This is a genomic window from Pandoraea morbifera (assembly GCF_902459575.1).
In the GTDB taxonomy this organism is placed as follows: Bacteria; Pseudomonadota; Gammaproteobacteria; order Burkholderiales; family Burkholderiaceae; genus Pandoraea; species Pandoraea morbifera.
In genome coordinates this window covers 238524-263791 of sequence record NZ_CABPSD010000008.1, presented here as the reverse complement: position 1 = coordinate 263791, position 25268 = coordinate 238524, and the positions used below count along the sequence as shown (strand labels likewise).

Sequence of the window (25268 nt, the reverse complement as noted above, 5' to 3'; positions counted from 1 at the left end):
TTCTTCATGTTCGTCTTCTTCTCCGAAAACGAACTTTACTAGACTCCGGCTGGCCCTGTTTGTAGGGGGCAGGTCACCGACGGCAATGACCGGCACACGTGCGACGCCACCGCGCTTGGCCAGCACCGCGTCTATCGAGATGAGCGCTACACCGAGCAGCGCGCCGATGCCGAGCATCGACCAGTCGAGCTGATGCGTGAAGATGCCCTTCGCGATCGCCGTCATCAAAATCGCCTGCGGGGCCGACAATGCCTGCGACGGGTCCATGCCCGGACGCGGCAATGCATCCATGAACCCGTACGCGTTGTACAGCAGATTCAGCACCGGCGGAATCACTGCCGCTCCGACCACGCAGCCAACGAGCAATGCCACCTGCTGACGCCGCGGTGTCGCGCCAACGAGCCAACCTGTCTTCAGATCCTGCAAGTTGTCGTTCGAAATCGTCGCAATCGCGATGACGGCCGACGTCGTGAACAGCGCGAGAGCAATCCCGAGCTTGCCGCCGCCACTGGCGTCGAGCAGTCCGCTGGCCTGGCTCACGCTCAGGATGAGCAGCGAGACGAGCACCACCGCGACAATGCCGATACCCGAAATCGGGCTGGCCGACGACCCCACGAGCCCGGCCATATACCCGCACGCCGCCGCCACGAGAAAACCGAACACCACGGCAAACACCACGCTGCAGATCACCAGCGTCGCAATGCCGGCGAACGACAACGGTGCGTCCGCAAGAAAGACGCCAAACGTCACGACCCAGACAGCCACGCAAACGAGCGTCAGTCCGATCACCCAATAAGGCGAGAGATCCTGCTCAGTACGCGCAAGTGTCACCGCCTTGCCGTGCGCGCCGCGAGACTGCCCCAGCGCCGCAAACGAGGTCTTCACCCCGTCGGCCATTGGTTTCGCGAGCGTGATGAGCGTCCAGATGGCGGCCACGCCGATGGTTCCGGCGCCGATGAAGCGCACCTTGTGCTGCCAAAGCCCGTTTGCGAATGCGGCGATCGCCTGACCATCCGCATTGGGCGTAATGGTTGTGAGCAGTGGCACCGCGATTCCCCAGCTCAGCACGATCCCGAGCAGAATCGCCAGGCCCGACACGATACCAATGAGATATCCCGCGCCGATAAGCGCCAGTGAGAATCCGGTCGTGAGACGGAAGACCGCCGCTCCCGCCGGTACCCATGCAGTGATGCTTTCGCCGAGTACCTTCAGGCCGGTCGTGGCGAACGCGAACAACGCCGAGACCACACCGCCGAACGCAATTTCGCGCACACCGCTCGACGCCTCGCCAGTCGACTTCCTCTCAGGCGACGACACGCCGTCTCCCTCGCTGCCGACGCGAAGAATTTCCGCGGCGGCCACGCCTTCCGGATAAGGCAAATCGCTGTCCACCACCATGGCACGGCGCAAGGGAATGGTGAATAGCACGCCAAGAATGCCGCCCGACGCGCAGATCGCGAGCGTCAGACCAAAGGGAAAGCCCTGCCAGTGGCCGATCATCAGCAAGCCGGGAAGCACAAAGATGATCGACGATAGCGTGCCGGCCGCGGACGCCTGCGTCTGCACCATGTTGTTCTCGAGGATGTTGCCCCCGCGCAGCGCCCGCAGCACGGCCATCGAAATGACGGCAGCCGGAATCGAAGAAGAGAACGTGAGCCCGACTTTCAGGCCAAGGTAGACATTGGAAGCGGTGAACACCACGGTGATCAGCGCGCCGAGAATGATGCCGCGTACCGTCAGCTCCGGGAGAGAGACGTTGTCGGGAATTCGAGTCGGATGAGATGCCATGTACGAATAGGGGGGGATTTTCGCCCAATGGGAAAGTGGCGCAAATTGTATGCGCCTCCGTGGTGCACCGCCACTCTTGCCGGACATCGTAGAGCGAGCGCTCAACTCGCATTTTCCGACGCAGATTTCGTGCGTTGCCTTCTCACTAATAGCGTCTCCGAGACGTTTCTACCGAAGCTTTTCCGATTCATCTATTTACTGGATGGATTCCAACTTCTGTCAATGCTTATTCTGATGGATCATGCGGGTTTTCCCCTAAACCAAGCAAGACGCGCCAATCCGGGAGAAGTGAAATCCAAGGCCCAGGCGCGACAACAGGAGCTTTCCGATGTCCGGCCTGCAAACCTCGTCGAAACCGGTGACCCATATGCCCGGCGCTCGTCGCTGGCTGGTCCTGGCCGTCGTGTCGGTGGCGTTGCTGCTCATCGTGATCGACATGACGGTGCTGTACACGGCGCTGCCGCGTCTGACCCATGATCTTGCGGCGACGGCGTCCGCGAAGTTGTGGATCGTCAATGCCTACGCGCTTGTCGTTTCGGGTCTGCTGCTCGGTATGGGCACGCTTGGCGATCGCTTTGGCCACAAGCGACTCTTCCTTGCAGGACTTGCGGTATTCGGGGCAGCGTCGCTTGCCGCGGCGTTGGCGCCCGATGCGAACCGCCTGATTGCCGCCCGCGGGTTTCTCGGCGTGGGGGCCGCCATGATGATGCCAGCGACGCTCTCGCTCATTCGCCTCACGTTTGCCGATGCCCACGAGCAGGCACTCGCCATCGGCATCTGGGCGTCGGTGGCGTCGGGAGGCGCGGCGTTCGGTCCGATTGTCGGGGGAGCATTGCTCGAGCACTTCTGGTGGGGATCGGTCTTCCTGATCAACGTGCCGATCGTGCTCGTGGCGATCCCGCTGGCGTGGTGGCTGATTCCGAAGGGGCGAGCGACGTCCACGCAGCCGTGGGACTGGTTCGGCTCGCTGCTGTTCATGGTGGGCCTGATCGGGATAACGTATGCGATCAAGCGCGCGGGCAAGCCCTCGCCCGAGTGGCTTGCGGTGGCCGTCGCGCTCCTGGTGGGCACGGTGTTCCTCTGGGCGTTCGTGCACCGCCAGCGGTGCAGCACACAGCCGTTGCTCGACTTCACACTGTTTCGCAATCCGGCCTTCGCGGGCGCCGTCGCGGCGGCGTTGGTGGCCGCGGCCGCGCTGATCGGCATGCAGCTTGTCTTCAGCCAGCGCTTGCAACTGGTGCTCGGCTACTCGCCGCTCGAAGCCGGCTGGGCCAATATGCCGCTCTCGCTTGCGGCGTTCGTGGCGGGCCCGATCGCCGGGCGCGTGCTGCCGCGTCTGGGCAGTACGCGACTGCTGCCGATCGCCTTGCTGATGTCCGCGGCCGGCATGGCCGGCTATCTGGTCGTGCGCGACTTGGGACTGGCGCCGTCGATCGCGTCGCTCGCGATGCTGGGGCTTGGGGTCGGCGCAACGATGACGGCGGCGTCGAGCACCATCATGCAGAGCGCGCCGCCCGAACGCGCTGGTATGGCGGCGTCGGTCGAAGAGGTGTCGTACGAGCTCGGTGGCGCGCTCGGCGTTACGTTCATGGGCAGCCTGCTGACAGTCGTCTACGGTCGCGCGATGGACGTGCCGCAAGTGGCGGGGCTGCCGGATGCGGTGCGCGACAGTCTCGACGAAGCGCTGCTCGTCGCCGAACATTTGCCGGCATCCACGGCCGACGGGCTCACGTCGTTGGCCAATGCGGCGTTCAATCAGGGCTTCGATGCCGTGATCGGTGCCGGCGCCTTGTTGCTGTTTGTCACGGCCGTGTGGGGACGGTGGCACGCGCGGGCGCGCTAGCCGGCCACATGATGCCGCCGGATAAGCCAATACTGGCGTCGCCCGCGTCTTCCCGGACCCGGCATCGCGCAACGCTTAGCGTAGGGAACACGACAACCAGTGCGCGATACGCACACCGTCGAGCCGCGAGCCTTCCGGGGTATCGCTGCCGAGCATCGTCACGATCACGGGGCGCTGCTTGTGCACCATGACCCGCATCACCATGTTGTGCCCCGATTCGTTGATGAAGCCCGTCTTCTGGACGCTGGCGTGGACCTTGCCATATCGCACCAACCGGTTGGTGTTGACGTACTGCAACTGTCCCTTGCCGGTACGCACGCGTTGCTGGTGATCGATCGAATACCGGCGGATGAGTGCATAGCGATTCGAAGCACGCACGAGTCGCGCCAGTTCGCGGGCGGTGGAAACGTTGCGCGGCGACAGGCCCGTCGAATTCTCGAAGCGCGTATTGGGCATGTTCAGTGCGCGGGCCTTGGCGTTCATCGCGGCGATGAACGCAGGTCGTCCACCCGGGTAATCGCGGCTCAATGCCGCCGCGGCGCGGTTCTCCGAGGCCATCAACGAAATGTGCAGCATGTCGGCGCGCGATAGCGTGGAGCCCACGAGCAGGCGCGAACGCGTGAATTTGAGCGTATCGAGATCGGCATAGGTGACCGTGAGCGGGGTGCGCATCGATGGGCCGCTATCGAGCCAGACGACGGCCGTCATCAGCTTCGAGAGCGAAGCGATGGGCCGCACCTGGTCCGCATTCTTCGCGAAGAGCGGCGTGTGTGTCTTTTCGTCGACGATGTAGACGGCGCGCGAAAACAGGCGCTTTCTCGACGCCGGTGTAAAGCCGCAGCGCGCGAGCAGCCGGGGTTTGGCATCGGTACTGACCTGTGGGGCAGCCGCTTTTGCCGAGTGATTCACTCTCGCCGATTTCACCGTCCTGGCTACGGCTTTCGGCGCCGGCTTGCGGTGCGCGACTGTCGACGAGCGCCGGGAAGCCGCTTTCGCGTGCTGCGGCGACTTCGCGTGCTTGCGTACCTGGTGCCCTTTGCGCGCAGGTGCTGCCTTTGCATGGCGCGTCGCGCGTTTGCGCGAGGGGCTCGCCGTCGCCGTTTTCCGATGGGCCGATTTCGCGCTCGCCTTGGCGGTCGTCGTCTTCTTCTTCACCGCATCGTGTCGCCGCTTGCCTGTACTCGTGGGGTGGGCGCTCGCGGCGAGCGCGTCGCTAACCGGCAGCCCCGCAATGAGCAGCATCACGCCGAAGAGCACGAGGCGCGCGAGCGCGATCGTGCGCGGCGTAAGGCGATAGAGGCGGGGCAGGTCGGGGCTGAGCGGCGGGTACCACAGGGCGGACATCTTCACGCGGTTCCGTAGTGAGAGGGTGACGGGCGACGCGTGCATGCAGGGAAACACGGCCGCGCACGGCGGAAGGCCGTCGCGCAGGACGCGGGCGCAATACACGGGGAAACCTGTTGGACGGCCCGTTCGCGTGGAGTTCCTGAATTTCTCGACGGCGTATTACAAAAAGTTACAAGTACGGACGCTTCGGTGTACGAAGACCGCGACGCGCGACGATCGCAACGCTGGCCGGCTGTCGTCATTCGACCGGCGAGCCTCGTCAGGCGATCAACGCGCGCAGCGACCTCTTGACGACGTCGGCAAAAAGCAGGGCCGCGAGCGCGGCCCTGGCGTCCTGTCGGATCCGGACGTCGTCCGGATCCCACCGCACCCTCAATAGCCGAGGGCCAGTCCCGTGTTGCGACGCGGGTCATTCGCGCCGTAGTAGCGGTTCTTGCCGACCGGCTTGCCGCCTAGCGACGGCGCGCCGACGAGAATCGCGGCCACGTGGTTGGCCGGTTGCGGGCCCGCGAACTTCTGGCCCCAGCTCTCCAGAATCTTCTGCGTGTCGGGGCTCAGCGCGAACGCTTCGATGTTGGTCGCCTCGGGCATCCACTGCTGGTGGAAGCGCGGTGCGTCGACGGCCTCCTGCAGCGTCATGCCGTAATCGATGACATTGAGCATTGTCAGTAGCGTGGCGGTGATGATGCGGCTGCCACCCGGGGTTCCCACGACCATGACCGGCTTGCCGTCCTTCGTGACGATGGTCGGGCTCATCGACGATAGTGGACGGCGGCCCGGCCCGATGGCATTCGCTTCACCCTGGATCAGACCGTACAGGTTCGGCACGCCTACCTTCGAGGTGAAGTCGTCCATTTCGTCGTTGAGGAGCACGCCGGTGCCGTTGGCCATGACCTTCGCGCCGAACCAGTCGTTGAGCGTGTAGGTGACCGACACGGCATTGCCGTCCTTGTCGATGATGGAGTAGTGCGTGGTATTGCTGCCTTCGTGCGGTGGCACTCCCGGTTTGATCTCTTGCGAGATGCCGGCCTTATGCGGATCGATGGCCGCGCGAATCTTTGCGGCGTAGTTCTTGTCGAGCAGATGGGCGATCGGGTTGTTCACGAAGTCCGGGTCGCCCAGATAGCTGTTGCGGTCGACATACGCATGGCGCATGGCCTCGATGGTGTAGTGCACGCCCTGGGCCGAGTGGAAGCCTAGGTCCTTCATCGGGTAGCCTTCGAGAATGTTCATGATCTCGCAGATCACCACGCCGCCCGAGCTCGGGGGGGGCGCCGAGACCACGTGATAGCCGCGATAGTCGCACTCGACCGGCGCCAGCTCGCGCGTCTTGTACTGATCGAGGTCGGCCTGCGTGATGATGCCGCCGCCGGCCTTCATCGAGGCGACGAGCTTGTCGGCGACTTCTCCCTTGTAGAATCCGTCAGTGCCCTTGGCGCTGATCAGCTTGAGCGTACGCGCCAGATCCTTTTGCACGAGGCGCTCGCCGGGCTGGAACGGCTGGCCCTTGTTCAGGAAGATGGCGCCCGAGTTGGCGCGATCCTTCTCGAAATCCTTGGTCGATGTCCAGAGCATGTCGGCGTCGCCCTGTTCAAGCACGAAGCCCTTTTCGGCGAGCGTGACGGCCGGTGCGATCAGTTGCTGGCGCGTTTTCGTGCCGTATTTCTCACGCGCGTATTCCATGCCCGACACGGTGCCCGGCACACCGACGGCCAGATAGCCGGTGGTCGAGGCGCCCTTGATGACGTTGCCGTCCTTGTCGAGATACATGTTCGCGGTGGCGGCAAGCGGCGCCTTCTCGCGGAAGTCGAGGAAGGTCTTGCGGCCGTCGGCGAGCTGGATCGTCATGAACCCGCCGCCGCCGAGGTTGCCGGCGGCCGGATACACCACGGCCAGGGCGTAGCCCACCGCAACGGCGGCATCGACGGCGTTGCCGCCGGCCTTGAGTACGTCGACACCGACTTTCGACGCGAGATGCTGGGCCGTCACGACCATGCCGTTCTCGGCGCCGACCGGCGCCTGCGATGCCGCGTGAGCGTTGAACAGCGCACAGCTCAGGGCCGTGGCGAAGAGCGCTTTGGTATAGGTTGGATTTTTCATCGTCTTTCTATGGTTCTTGTCTGAGCGAGATGAGCGGAATGAGCGATTTGGGCGAGCGGAACAAGAAGCGCGGCCAACAACCACCAGCCCCCAACTCCGTTTCCACTGCCCAGACGACAGACGATGCGTGACTGGCAACTCGCCTGCATCCCCGCAAGGGGGACGCCGGCGACGTCTCCGTTGCCATGCTGCCGCACGTGAGCGTTCCGTCGACTAACGAACGTTAACGCATAATGGGTAATTGGGGAAAGATGCAACGAACGTCCTGACGGCGGGGGCACAACGAGATTTCGCGAGGCGCTGGACAATTCGTCGGAATGGGTTCACCCCCGCACCGGCGCTGGTGGGAGTAGATAAAGGGTCGGATGGAGTGGCAACCAGGTTCGACGACGCGGGGAGAATCGTCGGTCGCAACGGGGCGAAGCCTTCGGAAAAGTTCGGAAAAGCCTCAGCGTCGAGGCTGAACACCCAGCCCCGCGCCTCGGCCTGCGCTTTCATGAATGGGGACAGGGCCCGGCTCAGTCGGCGCGCTTGCGCAGTTCGAGTCGAATGACGAACCATCCCGCCACCGCCGACATGAGGGCCAGCGCATACCACGTCAGCAGATAGCTCATGTGGTTGTTCGGGAACTGCACCACGGTCAGGCCGCCGACGGGATAATCGCGTACCGGTGCGGTCCCGGTCACGGCTTCAGCGTCGCCGCGCACGGCGTTGCCTGTCGCGCTGGCCCCCGGCTTGCCGTCTGCGTCGATGAAGTATGGTGCGACGTCGGCTGCCGCGAGTCCGCGAGCGGCGGCGATCGCCGCAACATCGCGCGAATACCAGAGATTCTCCGACGGCACGTTCTTGCGCAGAAAGCCGCCGCCCGTCTCGGGCATGCGAAGCAGGCCGGTGACCGTGACCTCGCCGGCGGGCGTGGGCGGCACCGCTTCTTTCCAGCCCGGTGGCACGAAGCCGCGGTTGATCAGCACCTCGCCGCCATCGGCCGTGCGCAGCGGCGTGAGTACCCAATATCCGCCGCCCAGGTCGGTGACGGCCTGCACGAGCGTGTCCTTGTCGAACGCATAGGTGCCGCGCAGCGAGACATGCCGATACTCGTCGTTTGCCGCGCTGACGCCGGGCCATTGCGCGCGTGTCGGCGCGGGCGTGGCCGGTGCGTGCACGCGCGAATTCACGCGCTCGATCAGATCGAGCTTCCACGCCCGACGATGCAACTGCCAGGTGCCGAGCGAGGTGAAGACACCCACCAGGGCCAGCGTGATCACGCCGAGAATGACCAGCCGGAAGGGGGAGGGGCGGGAGGGCGCACCGGAAGTGCGCGGGGGACGCTGTGCGTCCCCCGAATCGTGAAGTCGATTGCTGCTCAAGGGAAATGCCGTTCAGGGAAGGTTCTTCGTATCCTGCATCATACCCGGCATCATGTTCTGGTTCAGGTGATACATCACCCAGAGCGACCCGGACAGGGTAATGACCACGAGCACGATCGTGAAAATCAGCGAGAGCAGGTTCCAGCCACCCTCGGATCTGCCGTTCATGTGCAGGAAGTAAATCATGTGCACGACGATCTGAATCGCCCCCAGGAACAGGATCATGATCGCCGTCGTGCTCGATTTCTCGAACACACCGCCCATCACGAACCAGAACGGTATCGCGGTGAGAATGATCGACAGGATGAAGCCCGTGGCGTAGCCGCGCAGGGTGCTGTGCGGGCCTTCCTCGTGGTCGTGATCGTGGTCGTGTTCGTGACCATGACCGTCGGCGTCGTGCAGGGTCGAATCGTGGGCGCTCACGGCAGCACTCCCATGAGATAGACAAAGGTGAAGACGCCGATCCACACGACGTCGAGAAAGTGCCAGAACATCGACAGGCACATCAGGCGGCGGCGGTTGGGCGCGGTGAGGCCATGCTTGCCGACCTGCACCATGAGGGTGATGAGCCAGATGATGCCGAACGTCACGTGCAGCCCGTGCGTGCCCACCAGCGTGAAGAACGACGACAGGAATGCGCTGCGCCACGGCCCCGCGCCTTCGTGAATGAGGTTGGCGAACTCGTAGAGTTCGAGCGAGAGGAACGCCGCGCCGAGCAAACCGGTGATCGCCAGCCACCCGAGCGTGGCGCCCTGGCGGCGCTTCTGCATCTCGAGCATGGCAAAGCCGTAGGTGATCGAAGACAGCAGCAGGAAGGTCGTGTTCAGGGCGACGAGCGGCAACTCGAACAGCTCGGCGCCGGTCGGCCCGCCTGCGTAGTTGCGACCGAGCACGCCATAGGCCGCGAAGAGGCAGGCGAACACGAGACAGTCGCTCATCAGGTAGACCCAGAAGCCGAGCAGCGTCCCGTTGGGCGGGTGGTAGTCGCTCGTCATCATGAACTTCAGCTCGCCGTCGCGCGGCGGCGCCGGCGTGTGGGCGCCGATAGGGGCGCCGCCTGCCGGGAAGGGTGCGGTCGTGTCAGACATGCTGGGCGAGCAGTCGCGTGCGCGCTGCCTCCGTGTGTTCGACCTGATCGGCCGGGATGTAGTAGTCGCGGTGATAGTTGAAGGTGTGACCGATGGCGACCGCCAGCAAGGCGACGAATGCCACGATCACCACCAGCCACATGTGCCAGATGAGTCCGAACCCGCATACCGTGGCCAGACCGGCAAGGAAGATGCCGGCCGAGGTGTTCTTCGGCATGTGGATCGGAATGAAGCCGCCCATCGGTCGCTTGAAGCCTTGTTGCTTCATCTGCCACCAGGCGTCGTTGTCATGCACGAGCGGGGTGAAGGCGAAGTTGTAGACCGGCGGCGGCGACGAAGTCGACCATTCGAGCGTGCGGCCATGCCATGGATCGCCGGTGTCGTCGCGCAACTGGTCGCGGCGCAGGAAGCTCACCACCAGTTGGATGATGAAGCAGGCAATACCGATCGCGATGAGCAGCGCCCCCACTGCGGCGATCTGGAACCAGATTTGCAGCGACATGTCGTCGAAGTGGCTTACGCGGCGCGTCACGCCCATCAGGCCGAGCAGGTAAAGCGGCATGAAAGCGACATAGAAGCCGATGAACCAGAACCAGAACGAGCATTTGCCCCAGAACGGATCGAGTCGGTAGCCAAAGGCCTTCGGAAACCAGTAGGTAATCGCAGCCATGATGCCGAAGATCACGCCGCCGATGATCACGTTGTGGAAGTGCGCGATCAGGAACAGTCCGTTATGCAGCGAGAAGTCGGCCGGTGGCACGGCCAGCAGCACGCCGGTCATGCCGCCGATCACGAACGTCACCATGAAGCCGACGGTCCAGAGCATGGGCACTTCGAAGCGGATCCGGCCGCGGTACATGGTGAACAGCCAGTTGAATATCTTCGCCCCGGTCGGTATCGAGATGATCATCGTCGTGATGCCGAAGAACGAGTTCACGCTCGCCCCCGAGCCCATCGTGAAGAAGTGGTGTAGCCACACCAGGTAGGACAGCACCGTGATCACGACCGTGGCGTACACCATCGACGCATACCCGAACAGACGCTTGCCCGAGAACGTGGCCACGACTTCCGAGAACACCCCGAACACGGGCAGCACGAGAATGTAGACCTCGGGGTGGCCCCAGATCCAGATGAGGTTCACGTACATCATGGCGTTGCCGCCGAGATCGTTCGTGAAGAAGTTGGTGCCGGCGTAGCGATCGAGGGCGAGCAGCGCCAGCACGGCGGTAAGCACCGGGAAAGCCGCCACGATCAGCACGTTGGTGCACAGCGAGGTCCAGGTGAAGACCGGCATGCGCATCATTGTCATGCCCGGTGCGCGCATCTTCACGATGGTCACGAGCAGGTTGATACCCGAGAGCAGGGTGCCGACCCCCGCGATCTGCAACGCCCATATGTAGTAATCCACCCCGACATCCGGGCTCTGCAGAATCCCCGACAGCGGTGGATACGCGAGCCAGCCGGTGCGGGCGAACTCGCCGACGAAGAGCGACATCATCACCAGCACCGCGCCGCTCACGGTCATCCAGAAGCTGAAGTTGTTGAGGAACGGGAAGGCCACGTCGCGCGCGCCGATCTGCAGCGGCACCACGAAGTTCATGAGTCCGGTCACGAGCGGCATGGCCACGAAGAAGATCATGATCACGCCGTGCGCGGTGAAGATCTGATCGTAATGGTGCGGCGGCAGATAGCCCATGTTGTCGCCGAACGAGATCGCCTGTTGCAGGCGCATCATCGCGGCGTCGGCGAAGCCGCGCAGCAGCATCACGATGCCCAGGACCACGTACATCACGCCGATACGCTTGTGGTCGATGCTGGTGAACCACTCGCGCCACAGATAGCCCCACAGCTTGAAGTAGGTGATGGCGCCCACCACGACGATGCCGCCTAGCGCCACCCCTGCAAACGTGGCGAGCAGGATGGGTTCGTGGTACGGGATCGCCTCGATCGTGAGGCGGCCGAAGATCAGCTTGACGATATCCATAAGCTCGAACCTGGGATCATTCGCGCGCGAGGCGCATCATTGTCGAGGGTTGGGCGCAGTGCGCGTCACCGGGTGAGTGCCGCGCCGGGCGCGAGGCCGGTCCGCGCCGCGAACTGCATGGTGTTCTGCGCGGTGCACATGGCGTCGGCAAGCATTGCCTGCATCGGGCCGGTGCGCCCCGCACGGCTCGCGTGCTGATGGTTGGGCTGATCCATCATGTCTTTCAGACACGTTTGCCCGGTCTGCACGCAGCGGTTCAGGATGGCGTCGTAGAGATTGGGCGCCACGTCGCCGTAGTAATGCACGGGCACCCACTCGCTTGGCCTGGTGAGCGCCTCGTACTTCTCGCGCGTGAGGTTGTCGCCCTTGGTCTTGACCTGCTGGACCCACGCATCGAAGGCCTCCGGCGACAGGCCGTGGAACTTGAAGCGCATGCCGGAGAAGCCCGCGCCGCTGTAGTTCGCTGAGAAGCCGTCATAGACGCCGGCCTTGTTGATGACCGCGTGCAGCTTGGTTTCCATGCCGGGCATGGCGTAGACCTGTCCGGCGAGCGCCGGCACGAAGAACGAATTCATCATCGTCGTCGACGTGATCTCGAAACGAATCGGCCGGTCGACGGGGGCCGCGAGTTCATTGACCGTCGCAATGCCCTGGTCGGGGTAGAAGAATAGCCACTTCCAGTCCATGGCCACGACCTGCACGGTCAGCGGCCGGGTGTCGGGAGGAATCTCACGCCTGGCGTCGATGCGCTCGAGGGGGCGGTACGGATCGAGCTTGTGCGTGCTCACCCAGGTGAGGGCGCCCAGCGCGATGATGATGAGCAGTGGCGCGGCCCAGATCAGCAGCTCGAGCAGCGTCGAGTGATCCCATTCGGGCGTGTAGACCGCGGCCTTGTTCGACGCCCGGTATCGCCACGCGAAGAGCAGTGTCAGCACGATCACCGGTACGATGATCAGCAACATCAGAATGGTGGAAACGATGATGATGTCCCGCTGCCTTACCGCAAGATCGCCCGAAGGCGACATCAATACGGTATTGCAACCGGACAGCAGTGCGGCGGCGGGGAGTAAAAATACCCCGCGAGGGAACTTGGGGGAAGTCATGCTGCGATCGATGAACCGTAGCCTCAGACCGTACCCATCATGGACTCCCCTCCCAGATGCATCAATTTAGGGTAAACCCTATGGCGGGGACGGGCGATACCTGCGATGCTTTTCTGGCGCGAGTATGCCATCGTCATCCCGATCCGAAGGGGGTCCGATAATGTCAAGCAGTGCTCATCAATCGCCGACGCCCCCGGGCGTACCCATCGCGACCACGGCGCACGATCACGGGAGCAAGTCCCGCATTGCGCCCGAGGAAATCGCGGTTGGCGTGGTTGTCGGACGCGCCTCCGAGTATTTCGATTTCTTTGTGTTCGGCATTGCCGCAGTCCTCGTATTTCCCCACGTTTTCTTCCCGTTCGCCGACGATCTGCACGGACTGCTGTACGCGTTCGCGATCTTCTCCTTCGCGTTCATCTCTCGCCCATTCGGCACGGCGTTGTTCATGACCGTGCAGCGTCGCTGGGGGCGCAGCGTGAAGCTCACGGCGGCGCTGTTCGTGTTGGGCACTGCCACGGCGGGCATGGCGTTCCTGCCGGGGTACGCGGTGCTGGGTGAGCGCTCGATTTGGCTGCTTGCGTTCTTCCGACTGTTGCAGGGCATCGGCTTCGGCGGCTCCTGGGACGGTTTGCCGTCGCTGCTGGCGATGAATGCGCCGCCGCAGCGGCGCGGCTGGTATTCGATGATGGGGCAGTTGGGCGCGCCGATCGGCTTCATCATCGCGGGTGCGCTGTTTCTGTTTCTGCACTGGAGTCTCGAGTCCGACGACTTTCTCACCTGGGGCTGGCGCTATCCGTTCTACGTGGCGTTCGCCGTAAACGTGGTGGCCCTGTTCGCCCGGTTGCGCCTGGTGGTCACGCACGAATACACCGAGATGCTGGAGGAAGGCCAACTGGAGCCGATCAGCACGCGGGAGATGGTGCGCTCGCAGGGGTACAACATCTTTCTTGGCGCGTTTGCCGCGCTCGCGAGCTACGCGCTGTTTCACCTGGTTACGGTGTTTCCGCTGTCTTGGATCTCGCTACAGAACACGCAGGATCTGGACAGTGTGCTGATCGTGCAGCTGTGCGGTGCGGGGATCGCCATCGTCTGCACCGTGCTTTCCGGGCGCATCGCGGACCGGATCGGGCGGCGCACCACGCTGGGCCTGTTCGCGATCCTGATCGGAATCTTCGCGCTGTTCGCGCCGTTCCTCATGGGCGGCGGTTCGACCCGGCAGGACATTTTCATTCTGGTGGGCTTCGGCCTGCTCGGCTTGTCTTACGGGCAGGCGGCGGGCACGGTGACGTCGAACTTCGAGCAGCGCTTCCGTTACACGGGCGCGGCGCTCACGACGGACTTCGCCTGGCTGTTCGGCGCGGCATTCGCGCCGCTCGTCGCACTGGGGCTCTCGTCCGAATTCGGGCTGATCGCGGTGAGCGGCTACCTGCTCTCGGGCGCGATCTGCACGCTGCTCGCACTGCGCATCAACAAGGCGCTGGAGACACGCGACTGAATCGAAACGCGACGTTGTTCCCTTGCCAACGGCGCGACATCGTTCGCGCCGTTGTCGCATCTCGGGCTAGACGTCGTGCAGCATCCGAACGATTGCGGTGGTGATGTTGTGGGTGCGCGCGTCGTGTTCGCGGTGAATCATGCCCACGGTGCGCAGCAATGGCGGGTCGGCGATCGGCACGATGCGCAGCAGCGGATCGGATTGCCAGTCGCCGCGATGCAACAGCGGCAGAACCGATACGCCAACGTTCTTGCGCACTAACGCGACGATCGTTTCGATGGAGTTGAGCTCCAGGTACTCCATGACAGTGAGCTTCGCCGAGCGCAGCGCCTGCTCGACCACCATGCCGGTGCGCACGCGCCGGTCGAAGCGCAGAAAGGCGTGCGTGTCGAGAATGTGCTGCGGATCGGTCTGCACGACGTCGCGATTGACCACCATCGCCATCGGCTCGGTATAGAGGGGCGTCCACACGAGACCTTCGGCGCGCGCGTCGTCGGCTCGCGCGACCACGGCCGCAATATCCACTTCGCCCTGTTCCACCAGATCCGTCAGTTCATCCGAGCGAGCCGAGGTGAGCCGTACGTCGAGTTGCGGGTGCGCCGTTTTCAGCTCGGCGACCACCAGCGACAGCGCACCGATGACCGAGACCACCGCACCGATGGTCACCGGTCCCTGCATGGCGTCGATGGGCGTGGCGGTCAGGTCGGCTGTAAGCGCGAGAATCTGTTCGACACGTGGAAACAACTCGCGCCCTTGCCGGGTCAGCGTGATCTGGCGGCCGCGCCGGTCGAACAGGCGCTGGCCGACGGCGTCCTCGAGGCCGCGCATCTGCAGGCTCACGGCCGCCTGCGTGAGCGCGGCGCGCTCGGCGGCCGCGGCAAACGAGCCGGTCTGCGCGACCAGCCGGAAGGTTTTCAACATGCGCAACGTGAGCATCGGGACTTAAAAAAAACTTATGCGTTAAAAAGAAATATTAATATTTCCTGTGGCTGCGCGGGAGACATAATCGTGTCATGCACATTCCTCATGACCGGATCGCCAACTCTTTCCCGCGCCCATGACCATACCCGCCAACGCCGGACCGGTGCTCGAAGTCGCCGGACTGTCGCTGAAATTCAGCCAGGCGCCCGACGCGCCCAATTTGATCGACGGTGTTTCGTTCGCCGTGCATCCCGGCAAGACGCTGTGTATCGTCGGCGAATCGGGGTGCGGCAAGAGCGTGACGTCGCTCGCGCTCATGGGGCTGTTGCCCAGCCCGCCGGCGAACCTGGTGGGGGGCCGCGCCATGTTCGAGGGTCAGGATCTGCTCGCGTTGCGCGAGCGCGACTTTGCCGATCTGCGCGGCAATCGTCTCGCGATGATCTTTCAGGAGCCGATGACCTCGCTCAATCCGGCGTTCACCATCGGTCATCAGATCGAAGAGGGAATTCGCCGTCATCGCGGGCTGGACAGGCGTGCCGCACGCGCCGAGGCGCTCGAAATGCTCAAGCGGGTGCGAATTCCCGCGCCTGAGACACGGCTCGATAACTATCCGCACGAACTTTCCGGCGGCATGCGTCAGCGCGTGATGATCGCCATGGCGCTCGCCAACCGTCCGGCGCTGCTCATCGCCGACGAGCCGACCACCGCGCTCGACGTGACCATTCAGGCGCAGGTGCTGACGCTCATCCAGACATTGCAGCGCGAAACCGGGACTGCCGTCGTGCTGATCACGCACGACCTGGGCGTGGTCGCGGAAGTGGCCGACGACGTCGCTGTCATGTACGCCGGGCGCATCGTCGAGTACGGCACGGTCGACGAGATTTTCGACGACCCGCAGCATCCTTACACGATTGGGTTGATGGGGGCGATTCCGTCCATTGGCAAGCGGGAAGGCACCCTGGCGACGATTCGCGGGGCGGTGCCGCCCCCCGAGCGTATGCCGGCAGGCTGCCGTTTCGCGCCGCGCTGCCCGTTTGCCGAAGCGCGTTGCATGCGCGAGGCCCCCGTCGAGCGGACGCTGTCGGGTTCGCATCGGGTGGCGTGCTGGCTCGCGCCCGTCGAAGCGCTCACCCCCCCGTCCACCCCGATGGAAGAGGTTGTTGCATGAACGCGTCTCCCGCATTGCTCGAAGCGCGCGACCTGACCCGGCACTTCGGCGGTCACCGCGTCGGCTTTTCCCGCGCGCCCACGGTGTATGCCGTGAATGGCGTGTCATTCAGCGTTCAGGCGGGCGAGACCTTCGCCATCGTCGGTGAGTCGGGATGCGGCAAATCCACGCTCGGGCGATTGCTGCTTCGCCTGCTCGACGCCACACGCGGTGAAGTGCGCTACCAGGGCGAGGACCTCATGACGCTGGATGCGGGCGCGATGCGCCGGCTGCGGCGCGAATTGCAGATCATCTTTCAGGACCCGTTCGCGTCGCTCAATCCGAGCATGACCGTGGGGGGGCTGATCGGCGAGCCCATCGCGCTGCACGGTCTGGCACGTGGCCGCGCGCGCGACGAGCGCGTGGCCGACCTGTTGCGCACCGTCGGCCTGCAGCCTGACTACGCACAGCGCTACCCTCACGAATTCTCGGGAGGCCAGCGCCAGCGCATCGGCATCGCCCGCGCCCTGGCCGGTGAGCCGCGCGTGATCGTCGGCGACGAGCCAGTCTCGGCCCTCGACGTCTCCGTACAGGCGCAGGTCATCAACTTGCTGGAGCGGTTGAAGCACGACTTCGGCCTGACGCTGATCATGGTTGCGCACGATCTCGCGGTGATTCGTCACATGAGCGACCGTGTCGCCGTGATGTACCTTGGGGAAATCGTCGAGCTGGCCAGCGCCGACGCGCTGTTCGACAACCCGCTGCACCCCTACACGCAGGCCCTGTTGCAGGCGATCCCGGCCAGCCGTCCGCAGATGCGACGCGAGCGCGCGCCGTTGGGCGGTGAGCTGCCGAGTCCGACCGCACCGCCGCCGGGTTGTCGCTTTCATCCGCGCTGTCCGCATGCGCGCGCGGCGTGCCGCGAACAGCGTCCGATCGACGAAGTGCTGCCCGACGGACGACAGGTCGCCTGCCATTTCTGGCGCGAGATTCAGAACGCGGGTGCGAGCCCGGCCCGCGCAGTGGCGCCGAGCGACAAGCTGGGCGTGCGTCTCGCGCTGTACCGGGCGCGCCAGGCGCAGATCGATGCGGGGAACCGGCCGGGCACGCCGGTTCCGGCATGAGCATGGCTTTTCCACACATCAACAACACCGTTACTGACAAAGGGGTCTTACGCATGCGCAATGTTCTGCTCGATATGGCGCTGGCGGCGCTTCTCGCGACCGGCACCGCTTCGGCGATGGCTCAGTCGACGCTTCGCATCGGCCTGCAGGAAGACATCGGTTCGCTCGATCCGGCGCGCAGTTCGCAGGTCGTCGACCGCATGGTGCTGCGGTCGTTGTGCAGTTCGCTGGTCGACATCGGCACGGATCTGAAGTTCGTGCCGATGCTTGCCACCTCGTGGAGCGTGAGCGCCGACGGCAAGACGTGGACCTTCAAATTGCGTCAGGGTGTGAAATTCCACGACGGCGAGCCGTTCGACGCCAAGGCCGTCAAAGCGAACCTCGATCGCGCGCGCAGCTTGCCGGCCAGCAATCGGAAGAGCGAGCTGTCGTCGATCGATCGTGTCGACGCGGTGGACGACCACACGGTCAACATCGTGCTCAAAGCGCCCGATTCCGCGTTGCTCGCCACGCTGTCCGATCGCGCGGGCATGATGCTCGCGCCCAAGACGCTCGCCGACGACGCGGCCGTGCAATCGCACCCGGTCTGTTCCGGGCCCTACAAGTTCGTGCAGCGCGTGCAGAATGATCGTGTGGTCCTGGAAAAATTCGCCGGGTTCTGGGAGGCGGACAAGTATCCCATCCAGAAGGTCATCTACCTGCCGATTCCCGATACGACCGTGCGGCTGGCCAACGTGCGCTCCGGCTCGCTCGACATGCTCGAGCGTCTTGCGCCGTCAGACGTCAAATCGGTCAAGCGTGACGCAAACCTGAACTTCGTGTCCATCGACGGTCTGGGCTACTACGGATTGACGTTCAACGTGGCGGCCAACGCCCCCAAGGCGTTGCGCGACAAGCGTGTGCGTCAGGCGTTCGACCTCGCCATCGATCGCGACGCGATCAACCAGGTGATCGGCGGCGGCATCTTCACGCCCGCGAATCAGGCGTTGCCGCGCTCGGGCCAGTACTACGACACCTCCATCAAGACGACCAAACGCGACGTGGCGAAGGCGAAGGCGCTGCTCAAGTCGGCCGGCTTCGAGAAAGTCGACGTGACGCTGAGTTTCGGCAACAACACGGTCGCCAATCAGATGGCGCAGATGCTGCAGGCCATGCTGGCCGAGGCCGGCATCCAGCTCAAGTTGCGCCCGATGGACTATGCGGCGGCGCTCGATGCGGCGCATCGCGGCGACTTCGACGTGCTCTACAACGGCTGGTCGGGCCGTGTCGACCCGGACGGCAACCTGCACCAGTTCGTGACCTGCAAGGGCAACCTGAACTACGGTCAGTACTGCAATGCCGAGGTCGACAGGTTGCTCAACGAGGGGCGCGTGAAATCGACCGTGGCAGAGCGCAAGCCCATCTATGACGCGGCCAACAAGATTCTGTCCGATGAAGATCCGATTCTGTATCTGTACGTGCAACCGTGGCCGTACGTGCTCAGCAAGAAGGTGCAGGGCTTCGTGCCTTACCCCGACGGGCTGATTCGCCTGCGCGGCGTGAGCCTGAAGTAAGGGAGCCGTCATGCTGCGCCTCGTCGTTCATCGTGCGCTGGTGGCCATTCCCACGCTGATCATCGTCTCGATGATGATCTTCGGGCTGCAGAAGATGCTGCCCGGCGATCCCGTGCTCGCGATGGCCGGCGAGGACCAGAACCCGCAGGTCATTGCCGCGCTGCGCGAGAAGTATCACCTCGACAAGCCGTTGCCCACCCAGTATGCATTGTGGATGCGCGACGTCATGCGTGGCGACCTCGGCAACTCGCTGCGCACCGGCGAGCCGGTGACGACGCTCATTGCGCAGAAGTTGCCGGTCACGCTGCAACTGGCGCTGTTCGGTCTGGTGATCGCCATTGGCATCGGCATTCCGCTGGGCATTCTTTCGGCGGCCAATCGCGGCAGCGCCGTCGACTATGGCGCGAACGTGCTGGCGCTCTCGGGCATGTCCATTCCGAACTTCTGGCTTGGCATCCTGCTGATTTTCCTCGTCTCGGTGCGCTGGCAGTTGTTGCCGTCGTCGGGCTACGTGCCGCCGGGCGAGGATCTCTGGATGAGCCTCAAGACAATGGTGATGCCGGCGTTCGTGCTCGGCGCCGCGCTCGGTGCGCAACTCATGCGCCATACCCGCAGCGCCATGCTTGGCGTCCTGCGCACCGACTATATCCGCACGGCACGTGCCAAGGGTTTGCTGCGCGGCACCGTGGTGCTCAAGCATGCGTTGCGCAACGCACTGATTCCGATCGTCACGGTGCTGGCGCTGCTCTTCGGCGAATTGCTGGCGGGAGCGGTGCTCACGGAGCAGGTGTTCACGATTCCGGGCTTCGGCAAACTGGTGGTCGACGCCGTGTTCAACCGCGACTATGCGGTGGTGCAGGGCGTGGTGCTGGTCACCGCCGTGAGCTTCATCGTGCTGAACTTGCTCGCCGACGTGCTCTATGTCCTGCTCAACCCGCGCCTGCGTCGCGCCTGAGACTACCGAACGAACGCCCACCGAACATGGCCGCATTGCCCACGACCTCATCCTCCTCACAGGCCTCGCCGACTCCCGATGCGGCGCGCGCACCGGCAGCCGCCGCATCCGAGCGACTGCCGCGGCGGCGCTACCGCGGGCTGCACAAGTTCGCACGCAACCGTGCGGCGGTGGCAGGTGCACTCATCGTGGCGTTTGCCGTTTTCGTGGCGCTGTTCGCGCCCTGGCTCTCGCCGTACGATCCGATCGCCACGAGTTTCATGACGGTGCGTCAGGCGCCGAGCGCGCTTCACTGGTTCGGCACCGACGAACTGGGGCGCGACGTGCTGGCGCGCATGATCTTCGGCGCGCGGGCGTCGCTCGCCGCCGGCGTGGTGTCGGTCGGCATCGCGGTGATCGTGGGCGTGCCGCTGGGCTTGCTGGCGGGCTACTTCGGGCGCTGGGTCGATGCCATCATCTCGCGCCTGGCGGACGCCCTGCTGTCGATCCCTTTCCTGATTCTTGCCATTGCGATGGCGGCATTTCTCGGGGCGAGCCTCACGAACGCCATGATCGCCATCGGCGTCTCGGCCATGCCGCGTTTCGTGCGCCTGGCGCGGGCACAGGCGCTGAGCGTCAAGGCCGAGGAGTACGTCGAGGGCGCGCGTGCGATCGGGCTCACGGATGCGCGCATCATCGTGCGCTACATCCTGCCCAACGTGCTGCCGCCGATCATCGTGCAGGCGAGTCTGACCGTCGCCACGGCGATCATCGCCGAAGCGAGCCTGTCGTTTCTCGGGCTGGGGCAACTGCCGCCGCTGCCGTCGTGGGGTTCCATGCTCAACACGGCCAAGGACTTCGTCGAACAGGCGCCCTGGATGTCGATTTTCCCCGGTATCGCCATCTTCCTGGCGGTACTCGGTTTCAACCTCCTGGGTGACGGGCTGCGCGACGCACTGGATCCGCGCGAGCAGTCGTGATGCATTCGGCACCCTAATTCCAACCATTCGAGACAGAGGTCGAGAGTCAGTCCCATGACGCAATTCAATTGGCAAAACCCGTACCCGACGCCGCGCATGCCGGTGTTCGCCCGCAATATCGTGTCGACGTCGCACCCGCTTGCGGCGCAGGCCGGCCTGCGCATCCTGTGGCAGGGCGGCAACGCAGTCGATGCCGCGATCGCGGCCGCGGCGTGCATGACCATCGTGGAGCCGGTCTCCAACGGCCTGGGCGGCGATTGCTTCGCGCTGGTGTGGGACGGCAAGCAGGTTCACGGCCTGAACGCGTCGGGCGTGGCGCCCGCGGCCTGGAACGTCGACTACTTCCGCAAGAAGTACGGCGAGCAACACGGCATCGCGAAGCAACCGGTGCGCGGTCTCGACACCGTCACGGTGCCGGGCGTGATCGCGGGATGGGAAGCGCTGCATGCGAAGTTTGGCAAGCTGCCGTTCGGCGACCTGATGGCGCCGGCCATCGAGATCGCCGAGCGAGGCCATGCGCTCGCGCACATCGTCGCGCGCAAGTGGGCGGCGGCGGTGCCTGAGCTCAAGGACCAGCCGGGCTACGCGCAGACGTTCATGCCCAACGGCCGCGCGCCCACCACCAGCGAGATGATTCGCATGCCGGGCCATGCGCGCACGCTGCGCATGCTGGCGAAGGACGGCCCCCGTGCGTATTACGAAGGCCAGATCGCCGAGCGCATCGCCGCCTGGTCGGCCGAGCACGGCGGCGCCATGACGACCGACGACCTGCGCAACTACCGCGCGGACTGGGTCAAGCCCATCGAGAAGGATTATCGCGGCTACACCGTGCACGAAATCCCGCCGAACGGGCAGGGCATCGCGGCACTGATCGCACTGGGCATCCTCGACAAGTTCGACGTGTCGAGTCTCGCCGTCGATCGCGTGCATTCCCAGCATTTGCAAATCGAGGCGATGAAGCTGGCGTTCGCCGATCTCTACAAGTACGTGGCCGACCCGCGTTCGATGGAAGTCACGCCGGAGCAGATGCTCGACGATGCATACCTGACCGAGCGCGCGCGGCTCATCGACCCCGACAAGGCCACGCACTTCGACTTCGGCATGCCGAGGTCGGGCGGCACGATCTACCTGACGGCGGCCGACGAGCACGGCATGATGGTGAGCTTCATCCAGTCGAACTACATGGGCTTCGGCTCGGGCGTCGTGGTGCCCGATCTGGGCATCGCGCTGCAAAACCGTGGTTGCGGGTTCTCGATGGACCCGAAGTCGGTCAACGTGGTCGAGGGCGGCAAGCGGCCATTCCACACGATCATTCCGGCATTCCTTACGCAGAAGGTCGACGGCAGGCATGAAGCGGTGATGAGCTTCGGGGTGATGGGGGGTGACATGCAGCCGCAGGGTCACCTGCAATCGGTCGTGCGCATGCTGGATTACGGCCAGAATCCTCAGGCGGCGTGCGATGCCCCGCGCTGGAAGGTCAATCGCGACTTCACGGTCGACATCGAGTCGACCATGGATCGCGAGACCGTGGCGGGGCTCGTGGCGCTGGGCCACAAGCTCAAGTCCATCGACGACCCCTACATGGACTTCGGCTCGGGCCAGTACATCTGGCGTCTGGATCGCAATGATCCGGAGCGCGGCTACGTGGCCGCGAGCGACACCCGTCGCGACGGCCTGGCTGCCGGTTACTGATCAGGGCGCACGGGCCGCCACATCGCATTGCCGGGCGCATCACGCCAGGTTCCCCGGCAGTCCGCACCGCTCAGATGATCCCCACTGCCCGCCGCCGCACTCGCTGCGACGGCGGCGCCTCGACTCTTCCATGGATTCGCCCGGGCCGCACCTGTCAACGTTGACAGGTGTAGTGCGTCTCCGGTGCGCATAACGTTACGTAATAAAAGTTCCGCAACCCGTTAATTGCACGAGTTTTTTCGTGTTGCAGCGGGGCAGGCGGAGGCGTCCTTCGGCATCGGGACGACGTTGCTGTTCGGGGGGATCGATCCGGTCAACGTGGCCACGCGCCATGTCTCCGGCCTTGTCGTATCGCTCGGTTTTTGCATCGTTCGCTCAGGAGAAACCGTATGAAAACGCCAATGCCATGGACGCCCTCGCGTCACCAGGTCGCCGGCGCGGTTGCCGTGCTGGCCGCATGCCTTGCGGCGCAAGCGCACGCGGGCGTCGTCGACAATACGACGGCGACCGTGGCCGCGCCGGGCGATCCGAACGAAGACTGGTCGGTACTCAATCGGGGCATTCTGACGGTCGAGCCCGGAGCGGCGACCAATTTCATCTCGGCAACGACTGAGGCGAACGTCATCCTCAACGGTGCGACGGTCGCCACATCGACGTCGACCAATCCGGGCGTGCGGCTACTCAATTCGACCGCTACCATCACGAATTCCAGCATCAGCAGTACCGGCGGCAGCGGTCTGTCGCTGGGCGCGCAGGGCGGTGACACGACGCCACCGGTCGCCACCGTCTCCAACAGCACCATTTCCGGATTCGCGTTCGGTGCGCAGGTCAGTTCGCTGGGCGTGCTCACACTCAACAACACCGCCGTGAGCGCGGGGTCGGGGCTGGTGGCGGGCTTCAATGCCGGCGTGATCAATTTCGATTCGACCGTCGTGATGAACGGCGGATCGAGCACGGGACTGAACGGCTTCTGGGTCAGTACGGGTGTCGGCGGTTCGACGTCGAGCACCACGCTCAACGGCGTCAACATCGTCGGCACCGGCGGGTCCGGCATTGTGATCCAGCCGCAGTTGGGGCAGACCGCGAACCGTACCGCCACGCTCGATATCGGCGGTGGCACGACCATTTCCGGCAGCGACGGCAACCTGATCAAGGCCTCGGGCGAGATCACGTCTGCCGTGACCGTCGACAACTCGCAGCTCACCGGGAACGTCACGGGCGACGGCACCGCGATCGTCAACCTGACCCTGCGGAACAACGCGTCGATCACAGGCAATCTGGTCAATCTCACGTCGCTGGCAGTGAATTCCGGGGCGCGGTGGGCGATGGCAGGCAACAACACCGTGCCCACGGTCACGATGAACGGCGGCACCATCGATATTTCGGGCACGGCTGCGGGCACCGGAACGTTCCACACCCTCACGGTCGGCGCGCTGTCCGGCAGCGGCGACTTCAGGATGAACACCAACATCGCCACGCATTCCGGCGATTTGCTTGCCGTGACAGGCAATGCGACGGGCAGCTATCAGCTGCACATCGCCAACTCTGGCGCAGAGCCCAGCGACCTCACCCCGCTGACCGTGGTGACCACAGGCGGGGGCGGCGCCGCCTTCTCGCTCGTGGGGGGGGCGGTCGATGCGGGCGTCTACCGGTACGACCTGCGACAGGACGGCAACAATTGGGTACTCGCGACGGATCCGCACGACCCCGGCGACCCGGGAGGGCCGGATCTCACGCCGGGCGCGCAAACCGTGATCGGACTGTCCGGCGTCGCCCCTGTCGTCTGGGGCGCCGAGCAGGCGATCTTGCGCAGCCGGCTCGGCGACATCCGCATCGCGGACCAGGGCAACAGCGGCGTGTGGGTCCGCACCTACGGAAAGCGGTTTCACGGCACACCGGTCTCAGGCGTGGACTATCGGCTCACGCAATACGGTGTGATGGGCGGCATCGACGGCGTCGTGGGGCACGCCTGGGGCGGCACATGGCTCGTTGGCGCATTGCTCGGCACCGGGCATGGCACATTGAAACTCGACGGCGGATCGACCGGCGGTGTGAACAGCTACACGGCGGGCCTTTACGGCACCTGGCTCGGCGCACAGGGCTACTACTTCGAGACGGTGCTTCGATACAACCACTTCTCCAACGATGCCAACGTGATCATGGACGACGGCACGGGCGCGCACGGCAGCTTCGGGGAGAACAGTATCGGCATGACGGCCGAGTTCGGACGGCATTTGACCTTCGCCAATGGGTGGTTTGTCGAGCCTTACGTGCACCTCGCGTTGCTGCGCGTGGGAGGCGACGACTTCACCCTGACCAACGGCATGCAGTCGAGCACTTCACATACGGGGTCGGTGCAGGCGCGCGTGGGCGCGGCCTTCGGCAAGACCGTCGCGCTGGCCGGCGGAGGTATCATCCAGCCCTACCTGAAGGTCGCGCTGGTGCAGGAGTTCGTCAAAAGCAATCAAATCGCGGTCAACGGCATCACCTTCAACAACGATCTGTCAGGCACGCGCTTCGAGTTCGGTGCCGGGGTAGCCGGTCAGGTGAGGAAGAACCTCCAGATCTACTCCGAGGTGGAGTCAAGTGTCGGGCACCGGCTCGACCAGCCCTGGGGTGTGCAATTGGGGCTGCGTTATACGTTCTGAATGACGGGGGCGGAATCAGGGGGGAGACGCATAAGCGTCAAAATGCATGAGAATTGGTGGAATATTGATGAATTTCAGTGAATATTAGTGTTTTTCAGTGTAAATATCGATTTTTCGTGAGGGCGTGTCCTACGCTTGCGGTCGTTTCCCATTC

Annotated in this window: 18 protein-coding genes; 9 read left to right on the top strand and 9 right to left on the bottom strand. The window is 64.3% G+C overall.

The features are described 5' to 3' along the window. A partial coding sequence (locus tag PMO31116_RS15290; protein ID WP_150567458.1) for an OPT family oligopeptide transporter occupies window positions 1-1788 on the bottom strand: 1788 nt, incomplete at its 3' end. A gap of 328 nt (window positions 1789-2116) precedes the next feature. Here PMO31116_RS15290 and PMO31116_RS15285 point away from each other — a divergent pair. Then, window positions 2117-3631, top strand: a complete 1515-nt coding sequence (locus PMO31116_RS15285; RefSeq protein WP_150567457.1) for an MFS transporter — start codon at window positions 2117-2119, stop codon at window positions 3629-3631. A 75-nt stretch (window positions 3632-3706) separates the two neighbouring features. Here PMO31116_RS15285 and PMO31116_RS15280 read toward each other — a convergent pair whose 3' ends face one another. From PMO31116_RS15280 to cyoA, 7 genes are all read right to left on the bottom strand, one after another. Next, entirely contained in the window at window positions 3707-4975 is a 1269-nt protein-coding gene (locus PMO31116_RS15280) for a serine hydrolase (RefSeq protein ID WP_246185310.1), read from the bottom strand. 375 nt (window positions 4976-5350) lie between these two features. Further along, window positions 5351-7078, bottom strand: coding sequence for a gamma-glutamyltransferase (gene ggt, locus PMO31116_RS15275; protein ID WP_150567456.1), 1728 nt, complete (start codon window positions 7076-7078; stop codon window positions 5351-5353). A gap of 518 nt (window positions 7079-7596) precedes the next feature. Continuing rightward, entirely contained in the window at window positions 7597-8445 is an 849-nt protein-coding gene (locus PMO31116_RS15270; protein WP_425494796.1) for an SURF1 family protein, read from the bottom strand. Between the two features lie 12 nt (window positions 8446-8457). Continuing rightward, on the bottom strand, window positions 8458-8868 hold the full coding sequence (gene cyoD / locus PMO31116_RS15265) for a cytochrome o ubiquinol oxidase subunit IV (protein WP_150567455.1): 411 nt from the start codon (window positions 8866-8868) through the stop codon (window positions 8458-8460). Further along, complete coding sequence (cyoC, locus tag PMO31116_RS15260; protein ID WP_150567454.1) at window positions 8865-9533, bottom strand: cytochrome o ubiquinol oxidase subunit III; 669 nt, start codon at window positions 9531-9533, stop codon at window positions 8865-8867. Before cyoC ends, cyoD begins: the two co-directional genes overlap by 4 nt. Continuing rightward, a complete protein-coding gene (cyoB, locus tag PMO31116_RS15255; RefSeq protein WP_150567453.1) occupies window positions 9526-11517 on the bottom strand; it encodes a cytochrome o ubiquinol oxidase subunit I in 1992 nt (663 codons plus the stop codon). The genes cyoC and cyoB overlap by 8 nt, the downstream gene beginning before the upstream one ends. A gap of 65 nt (window positions 11518-11582) precedes the next feature. Continuing rightward, the gene (gene cyoA / locus PMO31116_RS15250; RefSeq protein ID WP_150567452.1) at window positions 11583-12620 is read right to left on the bottom strand and encodes a ubiquinol oxidase subunit II; all 1038 of its coding nucleotides are present in this window, start codon (window positions 12618-12620) and stop codon (window positions 11583-11585) included. 160 nt (window positions 12621-12780) lie between these two features. Here cyoA and PMO31116_RS15245 point away from each other — a divergent pair, with 160 nt between their 5' ends. Beyond that, window positions 12781-14115 carry an MFS transporter gene (locus PMO31116_RS15245; RefSeq protein ID WP_150567451.1) on the top strand — a complete coding sequence of 445 codons (1335 nt, stop codon included), beginning with the start codon at window positions 12781-12783 and terminating at the stop codon, window positions 14113-14115. 66 nt (window positions 14116-14181) lie between these two features. On the opposite strand, the gene PMO31116_RS15240 is transcribed toward PMO31116_RS15245, so the two are convergent. Then, window positions 14182-15051 (bottom strand): LysR substrate-binding domain-containing protein, encoded by an 870-nt coding sequence (locus tag PMO31116_RS15240; protein WP_150567450.1) that lies wholly within the window; start codon window positions 15049-15051, stop codon window positions 14182-14184. 121 nt (window positions 15052-15172) lie between these two features. On the opposite strand from PMO31116_RS15240, the gene PMO31116_RS15235 reads away from it, so the two are divergent. The 7 genes from PMO31116_RS15235 to PMO31116_RS15205 all read left to right on the top strand — a co-directional run bounded on the left by PMO31116_RS15235 (window position 15173) and on the right by PMO31116_RS15205 (window position 25114). Continuing rightward, window positions 15173-16204, top strand: a complete 1032-nt coding sequence (locus PMO31116_RS15235; RefSeq protein WP_150567449.1) for an ABC transporter ATP-binding protein — start codon at window positions 15173-15175, stop codon at window positions 16202-16204. Further along, entirely contained in the window at window positions 16201-17307 is a 1107-nt protein-coding gene (locus tag PMO31116_RS15230) for an ABC transporter ATP-binding protein (protein ID WP_150567448.1), read from the top strand. The genes PMO31116_RS15235 and PMO31116_RS15230 overlap by 4 nt, the downstream gene beginning before the upstream one ends. Window positions 17308-17360: 53 nt before the next feature. After that, window positions 17361-18860 carry an ABC transporter substrate-binding protein gene (locus tag PMO31116_RS15225; protein ID WP_150567447.1) on the top strand — a complete coding sequence of 500 codons (1500 nt, stop codon included), beginning with the start codon at window positions 17361-17363 and terminating at the stop codon, window positions 18858-18860. A 10-nt stretch (window positions 18861-18870) separates the two neighbouring features. Beyond that, window positions 18871-19815: an ABC transporter permease gene (locus PMO31116_RS15220; RefSeq protein ID WP_150567446.1), complete on the top strand. Its 945-nt coding sequence runs from the start codon at window positions 18871-18873 to the stop codon at window positions 19813-19815. Window positions 19816-19841: 26 nt separating this feature from the next. Beyond that, a complete protein-coding gene (locus PMO31116_RS15215; RefSeq protein WP_246185309.1) occupies window positions 19842-20774 on the top strand; it encodes an ABC transporter permease in 933 nt (310 codons plus the stop codon). A 54-nt stretch (window positions 20775-20828) separates the two neighbouring features. Beyond that, the gene (locus tag PMO31116_RS15210) at window positions 20829-22466 is read left to right on the top strand and encodes a gamma-glutamyltransferase family protein (protein WP_150567445.1); all 1638 of its coding nucleotides are present in this window, start codon (window positions 20829-20831) and stop codon (window positions 22464-22466) included. 389 nt (window positions 22467-22855) lie between these two features. Continuing rightward, complete coding sequence (locus PMO31116_RS15205) at window positions 22856-25114, top strand: autotransporter outer membrane beta-barrel domain-containing protein (protein ID WP_150567444.1); 2259 nt, start codon at window positions 22856-22858, stop codon at window positions 25112-25114. Window positions 25115-25268: the final 154 nt, after the last annotated feature.